The organism is Stappia sp. G46H5W (assembly GCF_058448995.1).
Genome location: NZ_JBZFLL010000002.1, coordinates 873,535 through 886,605 on the forward strand (window position 1 = coordinate 873,535; position 13,071 = coordinate 886,605).

Sequence of the window (13,071 nt, forward strand, 5' to 3'; positions counted from 1 at the left end):
GGTCCGACCAACCCGATCAACACCCCTGCAGGGAAGTTCAGATGACCGCTCACCATCGCTCCAACCCGACCACCAAGGCCCACGATGTCGACAGTATCGTCGGGGGGCGTCGCATGCGCCGCAACCGCCGCACGGACTGGTCGCGCCGGATGGTGCGCGAGAACACGCTGACGGTGGACGATCTGATCTGGCCGCTGTTCCTGACCGAAGGAACCGGCGTCGAGCAGCCGGTCGCTTCCATGCCCGGCGTCATGCGCTACAGCGTCGACAATATCGCCCGCCAGGTAGAAGAAGCCGCCGATCTCGGCATTCCGGCGATCGCACTCTTCCCCAACACCGATCCCTCGCTGCGCGATGCCGACGGTTCGGAAGCTCTCAACCCGGAAAACCTGATTTGCCGCGCCTGCCGCGCCATCAAGGACACCGGCCTGCCGATCGGCATCGTCACCGATGTGGCGCTCGATCCCTATACCAGCCACGGCCATGACGGCCTGATGAAGGGCGAGACGATCCTGAACGACGAGACGGTGGCCCAGCTGGTGGCACAGGCGCTGCTGCAGGCCGAGTCCGGGGCCGACGTCATTGCTCCGTCCGACATGATGGACGGACGTATCGGCGCGATCCGTGCCGGTCTGGATGCCGCTGGCTATCGGGACGTCCAGATCATGTCTTACGCGGCGAAATACGCGTCCGCCTTCTACGGTCCGTTCCGCGACGCGGTCGGCACCAACACGACGCTGGTCGGCGACAAGCGCACCTACCAGATGGACCCGGCCAACAGCGACGAAGCGCTGCATGAAGTCGCGCTGGACCTGGAGGAAGGCGCAGACATGATCATGGTAAAGCCCGGCCTGCCCTATCTCGATATCATTCGCCGGGTGAAGGATACGTTCGAGCGTCCGACCTTTGCCTACCAGGTGTCCGGCGAATACGCGATGATCATGGCCGCAGCCGGCAATGGCTGGCTCGATGGCGAGCGCGCCATGATGGAGAGCCTGATGGCCTTCAAGCGCGCCGGGGCGGACGGCGTGCTGACCTATTTCGCGCCGCGCGCGGCACGAAAGCTCAAGGGCCTAGACTGACCCGGCTGCGCCTCGGCACAACGCGCCTCAGGGTAAAATCTGAGGCCCGCGCGGCGGGCGCGCCATGAGGCTCGCAAGATCCTCCAGCGCCCGCCGACAGACATCCTCGCCGGCAACGCTGCCAAGACACAGGCGCACCGCCTCCGGTGCGCCGCGCGGCTCGACCGCAAAGAAGCGCGCCGGCGCCACACGCACGCCGAGCGCTTCCGCCTCTGCCGCAAAAGCGTCGGCAGTCCATCCACCCTCAAGGTTCAGCCAGGCAAGCCCGCCCCGCAGCGCCTCCGGCTTCAACTGCGGGAAGAGTTCGTGCGCGACTGCAGCACGCGCCGCGATGCCCCTTCGTATCCGCGCCAGCCGGGTCTCGAACCCGTCATTGGAGAGGATGTGGGCCGCGACCCGCGTCAGAAGTGGCGACACCATCAGGCTGAGCGCGTTCTTCACCGCGAGGATCTGACGGGCAAGCGGCCTCGGCGCCGCAACGAAGCCGACGCGCAGGATCGGCGCCACGCATTTGGAAAGGCCGGTAACGAGTACCGTGCTGTCGGGAAGAATGCCTGATACGCCGATGCGCGTGCCCTCCTCAGCCAGAAAGTCGTAGATCCGGTCCTCGACCACCACCACGCCATGACGTGCGGCAACCTCGGCGAGTTCCTCGCAGCGCCGAGCGGACATCCGTCGTCCGGTCGGATTCTGCGTCGACGGCATGAGAAAGACGCAGGCGATGTTGGAGCGCCGGCACAAGGCCTCGAACGCCTCCGGATCCATACCCTCGTCATCCATCCTCACAGGATGGAGGCGCGCGCGGGCAGCGCTCGCCGCGCTGATTACGCCCGGATAGGTCAGCGTGTCGCAGGCGATCCCGCCGCCATTTTCGGTCAACGCCAGAAAGGTGGAGGCAATCGCCGCCTGGGCGCCGGCCGTCACGACGATCCCCTCGGCACTCAGCTCTCCGCCCTGCCGACCGAGAAAGCGCGCCGCGATGCCCCGGATTTCCCCGTCCTCTCCGGCTGTGAGATAGGCAAGAGGCATCTCGCCGCGGGCGAGCTCCGCCTGAGCCACAGCCAGGGCTTCACCGATGAGGGGCGAGGCATCCTCGATGAGGAAGCTGTTGACCGCCAGATCGGCGATCCCTCCGGCAAGCCCGGCACCGGATTGGGGAAAGGCCAGTTTTCTGTCGCCGGCTGTAATGAATGTGCCGCGCCCCACTTCTCCATGCGCGAGACCGGCAAGTTCCAGTGCCCGATAGGCGCGCGCGACGGTCCCCGGTGCGCAACCGAGCTTCCACGCAGCTTCCCTAATCGGCGGAAGGCGGTCACCGGCGGCGAGAACACCGCGCTCGACGCACGAGCGCAGATGCGCCTCGAGCGAGCGCACGGTGACCGGTTCGTCGAGGCCGGAGGGAATGTCGGGCAATATTGTCATAAGAACAATGTTACGATTGTAACACGCATTGTTTCAAGCCAATTCTGCCGGCGAAACACAATCCGCGACCGCGCCGGTCGCCCTGATGAAGTCGCTGCCAGATGCCCTCCGATCTCCTGATGCCGATCGCCCAGTTCGGGCTGCTTGCCCTTTTCGTCTCCGCCATGGTCGGCTCTCCCGGCCCCGCAAACATGGCCCTGATGGCGAACGGCATCTCCTTCGGCGCGCGCCCTGCCGTCCCGTTCATGCTCGGTCAGATGTCTGGTTTCCAGGTCATCTACTGGCTGAACGTCGCCGGGCTCTTCGCGCTGCTGAAGAGCGCTCCGGAGATCTTCGAGGTCCTTCGGCTTCTGTGCCTCGGGTACATCCTTTATCTCGCCTGGGTGATCGTCCGCAGCCCGGTGCGCGGAGGCGTCAAAGCCGACCGCATCCCCGGCTACGGCCGCGGCTTCTGGGTGCATCCGCTGAATCCGAAAGCCTATGCGATGCAGATCGCCGGCATCAGCCAGTTCGTCTCTGCAGAGCGCTACTTCGCGGATGCGCTGGTCCTGTCGCTGACCTTTCTGTGCCTCGGCGGCTGCCTGAACGGCTTGTGGCTGCTCGCCGGAAGCTGGCTACGCAGCAATGCTGGTGGCACCAGACTGCTCAACGCCCTGCGCATCGCTCTGGCCGGACTGATGGTCGGCTCCACCATCCTGAGCTTGCAAATGATCCCTGCTTGATGGCAGTTGAGCGGACCTTTTCCGCAGTGCCAGGCCCTTCCGATGCAGGTTTCCCTCGATACGATCACCCAGGCCGCAACGCTTATCGAGGGGGCGGTAATGCGGACCCCGTGCTTGCCCGCCCCGAAACTGTCCCAGCTGACGGGCGCCGAGGTCTTCGTCAAATACGAGAACCTACAGGTCACCAATGCGTTCAAGGAGCGCGGCGCCCTGGTGAAGCTGTCGTCGCTCTCGGAGAGCGAACGCAGGCGAGGTGTCATCGCCATGTCGGCCGGCAATCACGCACAGGCCGTCGCCTATCACGCCGCCCGCCTCGGCATTCCCGCCACCATCGTGATGCCGGAGCCAACTCCTTTCGTGAAGGTGGCCGCAACGCGCAGCTATGGGGCGCGCGTGGTGCTGGCAGGCGAGGTTCTGGCCGATGCGCAGGCCGAGGCCGAACGCCTTGCCGAAGAAGACGGCCTCGTCTGGGTCCATCCTTATGACGATGCCGCGATCATTTCCGGTCAGGGAACGATCGCGCTGGAAATGCTAGACGACCAGCCCGACCTCGACTGTCTCGTCGTTCCTGTCGGTGGCGGCGGACTGATCTCCGGCATGGCAGTCGCGGCGAAGGCGCGAAAACCCAGCATCGAGATCGTCGGGGTCGAGGCAGCGCTTTACCCTTCGATGATCGGGGCCTTGCGCGGAGAAGCCGTCACCTGCGGCGGGGCGACCCTTGCCGAGGGCATCGCCGTCAAGAATGTCGGGCGCCTGACGCTTGAGATCGTTCGCGAGACCGTGGACGACATTCTGCTCGTCGACGAAGCCACGCTGGAGCGTGCAGTCAACGCCTATCTGACCCGGCAGAAGACGATGGCGGAGGGCGCGGGCGCTGCCGGCCTCGCCGCCCTCCTCGCCTATCCGGATCGGTTTACGGGAAAACGCGTCGGCCTCGTGCTGTGCGGTGGCAATATCGACCCTCGGCTGCTCTCCTCGATCATGGTGCGCGAGCTCGCGCGCGAGGGACGGCTCTTGTCGATTCGCATCACTACCGCAGATCGGCCGGGCATCCTCGGCGAGATCTCGACACTTATCGGCCGGCTTGGCGGCAACATCCTGGAGGTTTCCCACCATCGGCTGTTTCTCAACGTGCCGGCCAAGGGCACGACGCTGGACGTCACGATGGAGACCTACGACACCGACCACGCGGGCAAGATCCTGTCCGCGCTGGAAAAGGCCGGACACTCGGTGCGCACGCTCGATCTTGGAGAATCGCGCATCTGACACGGCGTTGCTTGGCACGTTTCCTGCGGCATTTGACATGGACAGTGATCGTCACCACCTGCAATGTCAGCAAGGAGCAACGAGCGCATGCAGGACCGGAACGCACAGGGCATCGACGAGATGAACGAGGCACGCAGCACACACGGGCTCGACCCGCGCCTGTTCGACAGCGTGCGGACCAACCGGATCGTCGCGTTTCTGATCGATGCCGCGGTCATCATCGCGCTGACACTGGCCGGCGGCCTGCTCCTGCTGTTTCTCGGCCTGTTCACGTTCGGCCTCGGCTGGCTGCTGTTTCCTATTCTGGGCCCTGGAGTGGCCCTCGCCTATGTGGGCTTCACCCTGGGCGGGCCGCACAGCGCAACTCCCGGCATGCGCGCCATGGGGCTGACGATGCGGATGCTGGACGGCCGCAGGCCGGATATCCTGATCGCGGCCATCCACGCGTTGTTTTTCTGGTTCTCCGTCAGTCTTCTGACGCCGCTCGTTCTTCTGGTCAGCTTCTTCAATGCGGAGAAGCGCCTGCTGCACGACATCGTTCTCGGGGTCGCGGTCGTGAACCGCGGACGCGCAACGGATTGACCGGAATTTCCTGCCCGCAAGCAAAACCATTTCAGGCGACGAGCGGTGGATGACCCCTTTGCCGCTTTGCTTAAGCCCCTCGGCCCGTTAAAAAAGCACATGGCGCACGCTGCGCCGCACGCGCCCGTGCGCGTCCCGACCGAGGAGATGGGCCCGACGCATGCTGCTTGCCGATCCCGCGATGCTGCTGACCTTCGTGGTGATCGTGATCACCGTCGTATTGTATGCGATGGAACGCCTCGCGCTGGAGGTCGTGGCGCTCGGCTCCGTCGTTGCCTTTCTGCTGATCTTCTCGTTTTTCCAGCCGGCTGACCCGTCCGTCACGATCGGCGCGTCCGAACTCCTTTCGGGCTTCGCCAATCCCGCCCTCGTCACCGTGACCTGCCTGCTGATCGTCGGCCAGGGCCTGTTCCAGACAGACGCGCTGGAAAAGCCCGCCAAGATCATCGTCGACGCCACGCGAAAGCGGCCGGTGCTGGCAGCCATGCCGATCCTGATCGCCGTGGCGGTGATCAGCGGCTTCCTGAACAATACCCCCGTCGTGGTGATGTTCCTGCCCATCCTGTCGGCAGTCGCGGCAGCCCAAGGCAAGCCGGCCGGCCGCCTGCTGATGCCGCTCTCCTTCATCGCCATTCTCGGCGGCATGACGACGCTGATCGGTTCGTCCACGAACCTTCTGGTGGCCGACGTCGCCGCCCGTACGAGCGACGTCCGGCTCGGCTTCTTCAGCTTCACCGGCATCGGCGTCATCCTGGCGAGCGTCGGCATTCTCTACGTGCTGTTCGTCATGCCGTTCCTGCTGAAGCCTCGCCGCTCCATGGCCGAGGAAATGCAGGTCTCGTCCGGCAAGCAGTTCATTGCGCAGATCAGCATCACCGCCGGACATCCGCTCGAGGGCGTCACCTCTGTCGCCGGCCTGTTCCCGGCCCTCAAGGACATGACCGTACGGCTGGTGCAGCGCGGCGAACGCCCGATCCTGCCACCGTTCGAGAATGTCACCTTGATGCCCGGCGACACCGTGATCGTCGCCGCCACCCGCAACGCCCTCACGACCGCCCTGTCGCAGCGCCGCCCACTGATGGCGACGGAAAGCGACGAGCCCTCGGACATCGAGACATCCGCGCCGCAGCGCTCGCTCACCCTGGCAGAGGTGGTGGTTGCACCCGCCTCGCGCCTGTCCGGCCGCACGATTGCCCAAAGCGGCTTTCACAGCGAGACGGATTGCGTGGTGATGGGCGTGCAGCGCCGCTCCCGCATGCCGCGCATGGCAATGACCGAGATCCGCCTGGAGCCCGGCGACGTGCTGCTGGTGGCGGGTCAGTCCACCTCCATCCAGAAGCTGCGGACGAACCGCGACGTTCTCCTGCTCGACTGGTCGGCGGCCGAGCTGCCGCCACGACGCCTGGCACCGAGAGCGCTGGCGATCTTTGCCATCATGGTGATCGTGAGCGCCGCCGGCATCGTTCCGATCGTTACCGCATCGATCGCGGCGACCTTCGCAATGGTGATGTCCGGCTGCCTCAACGTGCGGCAGGCGCTGCGCGCCGTCGACAGCCGGATCTTCATGCTGATCGGCGCATCGATTGCCGCTGCGACCTCGCTCGAGGTCACCGGCGGAGCCAAGACCATCGCTGATCTTCTCGTCATGGTGCTGGACGGCCAGCCACCGATGATCATGCTCTCGGCTCTCTTCCTGCTCGTGATGCTGCTGACCAACGTGCTGTCGAACAACGCGACTGCCGTCCTGTTTACACCGATTGCGGTGAACATGGCGGTTCAGAGCGGCATGCCGGTGGAAGCCTTCGTGACCTGCGTGATCTTCGCCGCGAACTGTTCCTTTGCAACGCCGATCGGTTACCAGACAAACCTGATCGTGATGGGGCCCGGCCACTATCGGTTTTCGGACTTCATCGTCGCCGGAACGCCACTCGCCTTGCTCCTATGGCTGACTTTCACTTTTGTCGCGCCCATATATTATGGATTCTCGATGCTCTGAGACGCGCTGAGCGGGAAGGACGCACTTGACGCGACATCCGACCGACACACCGCAATTCTATCTGACGGCGCCCTCGCCCTGTCCCTACCTGCCCGGCAAGCAGGAACGGAAGGTCTTCACACATCTTGTGGGATCGCGGGCGCAGGTGCTGAATGACGTTCTGACGCAGGGCGGGTTCCGGCGGAGCCAGAATATCGCCTATCGGCCAGCCTGCGAAAATTGCCGCGCCTGCATCTCGATCCGGGTGCGAGTCGACGATTTTCGCTGGACCCGCTCGTTCCGCCGTCTGTGGAAGCGCAATGCCGATATCATCGGCTCGACCAGCGAGCCTGCGCCCTCCTCCCAGCAATATGACCTCTTCCGCCGCTATCTGGATGCACGCCATGCCAATGGCGGCATGTCGGACATGACCGTTCTCGATTACGCGATGATGATCGAGGACACGCATGTCGAGACCATGCTGGTGGAGTATCGAAAGCGCGGCCCCGACACGTTCCTCAACGGCCGTGGCACGGGGCCGTTGCTCGCCGTAGCGCTGACCGACCGGCTGAGCGATGGCCTGTCGATGGTCTATTCCTTCTTCGACCCGGAAGCGCAGAGCCGCAGTCTCGGCACCCACCTCATTCTCGATCACATCGAGCGGGCCCGGGCGCTCGGGCTGCCTTACGTCTATCTTGGATACTGGGTGAAGGGCTCGCCGAAGATGGACTACAAGGCCCGCTACCAGCCGCAGGACCACCTGGGCCCGCGCGGCTGGTTTCCCGCATCTGCCCCCGACGACGATCCGGCCGACTGACGGGCGCCCGTCAGGATCCGCGGGCGTCCACGTGGGCGCGCACGGCGGTGAAGACATCGCGGAACATTTCCCGCGTAAGCCTGCCCGTGTTCGTGTTGTAGCGGGAACAGTGATAGCTGTCGAATAGCGTGAGGTGCGGGCTCAGCTCATGCCGGACATTGTGTCCGAAGGCATGGGCAGCGCGGCGCATGCCCAGGGCCGACAGCGTCGCATCGTGGGCGATGCGGCCTAAAGCCACCACCGCGACCAACGAAGGCAGCGTTTCGATCGTCTGCGTCAGATAAGGCAGGCAAGTCCGGATTTCCGGTCCAGTCGGCTTGTTCTCGGGCGGCACGCAGCGCACGGCATTGGTGATGGCCGCATCGATCAGTTCGAGACTGTCATCGGGGCGGGCTTCGTACTGGCCGCGCGCGAAGCCGAAATCGACAAGCGTCTCGTAGAGCAGGTCGCCGGCATAGTCGCCGGTGAAGGGGCGCCCCGTACGGTTCGCCCCTCTCAGCCCCGGCGCCAGCCCGACGATCAGAAGACGCGGATCAGGAGCCGCGAATGTCCGGACAGGTGCGTTGTACCAGTCCGGCTGCGCCGCCCTGTGCGTCTCGCGAAACGCCACGAGCCGCGGACAGGACGGACAATCCCTTGCCGGGTTGGGCAGATGAAGCACGTTCACCGGCCTCTCAATAATCGTCGTCTTCGTCTTCTTCCACGTCGTTGCGACGCGGAGCAGGACGCGGCGTGCGCTCTGCCGGATCGCGACCGACCTTCTTGGTCAGCGTGGCGAGATCGATGAAGTGATCCGCCTGGCGCCGCAGGTCATCGGCAATCATCGGCGGCTGGGTCTGCAAGGTGGACACGACGCTGACCTTGCGTCCCTTGCGCTGCAGTGCCTCGACCAGCGGCCGGAAATCGCCATCGCCGGAGAACAGCACGATATGGTCGACATGCTCGACGATCTCCATGGCATCGACAGCCAGTTCGATGTCCATGTTGCCCTTGATCTTGCGGCGGCCGGCCGAGTCGACAAACTCCTTCACCGGCTTGGTCACAACCTTATAGCCGTTGTAATCAAGCCAGTCGATCAAAGGACGAATCGACGAATATTCCTGATCTTCAATCAGTGCGGTATAATAATATGCTCTCAGGAGATATCCGGTCTTCTGGAATTCCTGAAGAAGCATCTTGTAGTCGATATCAAACCCGATGCTGCGCGCAGTGGAATACAAATTGGCGCCATCGATAAACAACGCCACCTTCTCTCGCGGGTCGAACATTTCGTAGAATACCTTTCGTTGCAATGCAGGACGATCGACGGCCCCGGAAAGAAAACGCCATCCGGGAAAATATCTAGAGTTGCCTCTCAACACGGGTTCGCCCACCGCGTTATGAGATTAAGGCATCACTCCACACCGTTTTCGGATCGACCTACAAGCCGGATTTCCATCCGGTTTCCGTGCCCAAGAGATGCAATCCTGCAAGCATCCCATTGTTTTTGCTTTGGGCGGCACACTTGACCGCCTTTGAGTATTTCCACCTACACCATTTTACCACGCAACGGCAACTGAGCTTTGGCAGCTTTCGCGAAGGAGTCTACAGGAAATCATGGCGAAATTAGAAACGTGATTAAAAAACAAAACTGTAGCGTGACATCGCGCAAGGCTTGCGTCTTGCGGTGCAACACAGTACATATCGCCGCTTGCTGATAACAGTTTAAATGGAGCATACCCATGGCACGCGTGACAGTCGAAGACTGCATCGACAAGGTCGAGAACCGCTTCGAACTGGTGCTGCTTGCGAGCCATCGGGCGCGGATGATCTCGAACGGTTCGCCGCTGACTATCGATCGCGACAACGACAAGAACCCTGTCGTGGCGCTGCGCGAGGTCGCCGAACAGACCGTCAGCCCCGAAGATCTGAAGGAAGATCTGATCCACTCGCTGCAGAAGTATGTCGAGGTGGACGAGCCGGAGGCCGATGCCGTGCCGATGGTTCCGAACACGTCTTCGCAGAATCAGGGCGGCACCGAGGTCAACGCGGTGGACGACAGCTCGGTCGAATTCGACCGCATGTCCGAAGAAGACCTGCTGCGCGGCCTCGAAGGCCTTGTTCCGCCGGAGCGCAAGGACGATATCTGAACGGAGACGTCCGGCGGCACCCGGCCGCCGCACGACGTCGTGCGGTCGTCCTGTCGCGGCGTCCCCTGGGACAGCGGCACCGGCCGGCCGCACCGATGTGTGAGGCGTTTCCGCAATGATGCGGCAATACGAGCTGGTCGAGAAAGTCCAGCGGTACAATCCGAACGCCGACGAGGCGCTGCTCAACAAGGCCTATGTCTATGCCATGCAGAAGCATGGCAGCCAGAAGCGCGCCTCGGGTGACCCCTACTTCTCCCACCCTCTCGAAGTCGCCGCGATCCTGACCGATCTGCGGCTCGACGACGCGACCGTTGCCGTTGCCCTGCTCCACGACACGATCGAGGACACGACGGCAACCCGCGACGAGATCGACCGGTTGTTCGGCCCGGAAATCGGCAAGCTCGTCGACGGTCTCACCAAGATCAAACGCCTCGATCTGGCCTCCAAGAAAGCCAAGCAGGCGGAGAACTTCCGCAAGCTGCTGCTCGCCATCGCCGATGATGTGCGGGTCCTGCTGGTGAAGCTTGCGGACCGCCTGCACAACATGCGCACGCTCCATCACATGCCGGAGCACAAGCGCGGGCGGATCGCCGAAGAGACGATGGAAATCTATGCGCCGCTCGCCGGGCGCATGGGCATGCACGACATGCGGGAGGAACTGGAGGACATCGCCTTCAGGACACTCAACCCGGATGCGTTCGCGACAATCACGGACCGGCTGACGGCGCTGCGCGAGAAGAACAAGAGCCTGATCACCGACATCGAGCACGACCTGATGTCGCGGCTGGAGGAGCGCGGGATCGCGGCCCTCGTCAAGGGACGCGAGAAGCGGCCCTATTCGATCTTCCGCAAGATGCAGTCGAAGTCGATCGCCTTCGAGCAGCTCTCCGACATCTACGGCTTCCGCGTCGTCGTCGGGACCGTGGAGGCCTGTTACCGGGTCCTGGGCGTCGTGCACACGACCTGGCCGGCCGTGCCCGGCCGCTTCAAGGACTATCTGTCGACGCCCAAGCAGAACGACTACCGCTCGATCCACACGACGGTCGTCGGCCCGAGCCGCCAGCGCGTGGAACTGCAGATCCGCACCACGGCGATGGACCGCGTCGCCGAGTACGGCATCGCCGCACATGCGCTCTACAAGGATGGCGAACTCGGCGGACGAAACATCAACAAGCTCAACGACGAAAGCCGCGCTTACGAGTGGCTGCGCCGCACCATCGAGCTTCTGTCACAGGGCGACACGCCGGAAGAGTTCCTGGAGAACACCAAGCTCGAACTCTTCCATGATCAGGTGTTCTGCTTCACTCCCAAGGGCAGGCTGATCGCCCTGCCCCGCGGCGCAACGCCCATCGATTTCGCCTATGCGGTTCACACGGACATCGGCAACACCTGCGTCGGCGCCAAGGTCAACGGCCAGATCATGCCGCTGGTTACCGAGCTTCGGAACGGCGACGAAGTCGACATTATCCGCAGCCAGGCGCAGACCCCGCCTCCGGCCTGGGAAACGATCGCGGTCACCGGCAAGGCGCGCGCGGCCATTCGCCGTGCCACACGCGAGAACGCCCGCCAGCAATACGGCTCGCTTGGCCAGCATATTCTGGAACGGGCCTTCCGCCGCGCCGGACATGCCTTCAGCGAGGAGCGGCTCGAAGGAGCCCTGCCGTCGTTGGGGTATGGCAGCCTTGCAGACCTGCTGGCCGCGGTCGGCCGAGGAGAAATTCGCGCCCACGAGATCGTCTCGGCACTGCATCCGGACTATCAGGACGACCGCCTGCCCAACCAGCTTCAGGCGGGCGAGCCCGGCTGGTTCGACCTGGAAGCCGGCAGCGGCATGAAGTTCCGCATTCCGGATGGAGAAGAGACGCGAAACGGCGCCAGCCCGCTCCCCATTCGCGGCCTGTCCGGGGACCTTCCCGTCTCTTTCGCGCCCGACGGCGGCGCGGTGCCGGGAGATCGCATCGTCGGCATCCTTACACCCGGCGTCGGCGTCACCATATATCCGATACAGTCGCCTGCCCTGCAGGCGTTCGAGGACGAGACGGACCGCTGGCTGGATGTCCGCTGGGACATGGCCGGAGACAAGCGCGAGCGCTTCCCGGCCCGGATCAATGTGTCGGCGCTGAATGAGCCGGGTTCACTTGCCACCATTGCCGCGGCCATCGCGGAGCTGGGTGGCAATATCGACAATCTGAAAATGCTGCGGCGGGCTGCTGATTTTCACGAAATCCTTATCGATCTTGAGGTATGGGATTTGAAGCACCTGAACCGCATCATGAATCAGCTCAGGACACAGGCGAATGTGTCCAGCGTGACGCGCGAGATCGGTTGACCTGCTCCACCCTTGCCGACGGGCAGACAGAAGGAATTGAAGACCAGGCATGCTTTTCAAACGCCGTGACAAGCCGACCCATCTCGAGCGTTTGCGCGTTGCCGTGTGGCCTCGCCACAGTTTTGCGCGCTCTGCCCGCTACTTTTCAAAGCGGGTGTTGCGGCTGACTGCGAGCCCGCACGCCATTGCCATGGGATTTGCCGCCGGCGCTTTCGCCTCGATCACTCCCTTCATCGGTCTTCACTTCCTGCTCAGCTTTGTCATCGCCTTCATCGTCGGCGGCAACATGGTGGCGGCAGCGCTCGGCACCGTGGTCGGAAACCCGCTGACCTTTCCGTTCATCTGGGCCTCGACCTACAAGGTCGGGTCCATGATCATCTACGGCGAGGCAAAGGAGCTCGACCATCGCGCCATCGACAAGCATCTGGACGGTGGCTTCCTGGAAAAGTCGCTCGACACGCTTCTGCCCCTGATCAAGCCGATGCTGGTGGGAGCTGTCCCCCTCGGCCTGCTCACGGCGACATTCTTCTATTTTCTGGTGTTCTACAGCGTCCGCGCCTACCAGCGCACGCGCCGCCAGAAGCTCTCCTCCCGCAAACTCCCCGGCGCCGTAAAGGGAGCTGCTCGCGACGCCGACGCGTGAGGCTTGCAAGCCCGCCATCGCATGACGGTTTACCGTTGAAGGCTGGACGTCGAAGCCACATAGTGGCGCTCCATCGCCTTCCTCCGGCTCTCCCAGCCGGCCTT

At 63.6% G+C, this 13,071-nt stretch carries 12 protein-coding genes; 9 read left to right on the plus strand and 3 right to left on the minus strand.

The features are described 5' to 3' along the window. Positions 1-113: 113 nt before the first annotated feature. Positions 114-1,082 carry a porphobilinogen synthase gene (hemB, locus tag ACVJ6E_RS09730; RefSeq protein WP_491676444.1) on the plus strand — a complete coding sequence of 323 codons (969 nt, stop codon included), beginning with the start codon at positions 114-116 and terminating at the stop codon, positions 1,080-1,082. Between the two features lie 27 nt (positions 1,083-1,109). Here the strand turns inward: hemB and ACVJ6E_RS09735 are convergent, their stop codons facing one another. Beyond that, positions 1,110-2,504, minus strand: a complete 1,395-nt coding sequence (locus ACVJ6E_RS09735; RefSeq protein ID WP_120268073.1) for an aminotransferase-like domain-containing protein — start codon at positions 2,502-2,504, stop codon at positions 1,110-1,112. 101 nt (positions 2,505-2,605) lie between these two features. Between ACVJ6E_RS09735 and ACVJ6E_RS09740 the strand changes: the two genes are divergently transcribed. The 5 genes from ACVJ6E_RS09740 to ACVJ6E_RS09760 all read left to right on the plus strand — a co-directional run bounded on the left by ACVJ6E_RS09740 (position 2,606) and on the right by ACVJ6E_RS09760 (position 7,866). After that, complete coding sequence (locus ACVJ6E_RS09740) at positions 2,606-3,226, plus strand: LysE family translocator (protein WP_120268074.1); 621 nt, start codon at positions 2,606-2,608, stop codon at positions 3,224-3,226. Positions 3,227-3,268: 42 nt separating this feature from the next. After that, the gene (locus ACVJ6E_RS09745) at positions 3,269-4,492 is read left to right on the plus strand and encodes a threonine ammonia-lyase (protein ID WP_120268075.1); all 1,224 of its coding nucleotides are present in this window, start codon (positions 3,269-3,271) and stop codon (positions 4,490-4,492) included. An 87-nt stretch (positions 4,493-4,579) separates the two neighbouring features. Further along, positions 4,580-5,074: an RDD family protein gene (locus ACVJ6E_RS09750; RefSeq protein ID WP_491676436.1), complete on the plus strand. Its 495-nt coding sequence runs from the start codon at positions 4,580-4,582 to the stop codon at positions 5,072-5,074. Positions 5,075-5,234: 160 nt separating this feature from the next. Next, positions 5,235-7,070: an SLC13 family permease gene (locus tag ACVJ6E_RS09755; RefSeq protein ID WP_185925069.1), complete on the plus strand. Its 1,836-nt coding sequence runs from the start codon at positions 5,235-5,237 to the stop codon at positions 7,068-7,070. Between the two features lie 25 nt (positions 7,071-7,095). Next, positions 7,096-7,866 (plus strand): arginyltransferase, encoded by a 771-nt coding sequence (locus ACVJ6E_RS09760; RefSeq protein ID WP_120268077.1) that lies wholly within the window; start codon positions 7,096-7,098, stop codon positions 7,864-7,866. Positions 7,867-7,876: 10 nt separating this feature from the next. Here ACVJ6E_RS09760 and ACVJ6E_RS09765 read toward each other — a convergent pair whose 3' ends face one another. Next, positions 7,877-8,533 (minus strand): uracil-DNA glycosylase, encoded by a 657-nt coding sequence (locus tag ACVJ6E_RS09765; RefSeq protein ID WP_491676437.1) that lies wholly within the window; start codon positions 8,531-8,533, stop codon positions 7,877-7,879. A 7-nt stretch (positions 8,534-8,540) separates the two neighbouring features. Next, entirely contained in the window at positions 8,541-9,134 is a 594-nt protein-coding gene (locus ACVJ6E_RS09770) for a LabA-like NYN domain-containing protein (protein ID WP_120268078.1), read from the minus strand. Positions 9,135-9,587: 453 nt separating this feature from the next. Between ACVJ6E_RS09770 and rpoZ the strand changes: the two genes are divergently transcribed. The 3 genes from rpoZ to ACVJ6E_RS09785 all read left to right on the plus strand — a co-directional run bounded on the left by rpoZ (position 9,588) and on the right by ACVJ6E_RS09785 (position 12,967). Further along, the gene (gene rpoZ, locus ACVJ6E_RS09775) at positions 9,588-9,995 is read left to right on the plus strand and encodes a DNA-directed RNA polymerase subunit omega (protein ID WP_120268079.1); all 408 of its coding nucleotides are present in this window, start codon (positions 9,588-9,590) and stop codon (positions 9,993-9,995) included. A 115-nt stretch (positions 9,996-10,110) separates the two neighbouring features. Beyond that, the gene (locus ACVJ6E_RS09780; protein ID WP_120268080.1) at positions 10,111-12,324 is read left to right on the plus strand and encodes a RelA/SpoT family protein; all 2,214 of its coding nucleotides are present in this window, start codon (positions 10,111-10,113) and stop codon (positions 12,322-12,324) included. Between the two features lie 49 nt (positions 12,325-12,373). Next, positions 12,374-12,967, plus strand: coding sequence for a DUF2062 domain-containing protein (locus ACVJ6E_RS09785; RefSeq protein ID WP_120268081.1), 594 nt, complete (start codon positions 12,374-12,376; stop codon positions 12,965-12,967). Positions 12,968-13,071: the final 104 nt, after the last annotated feature.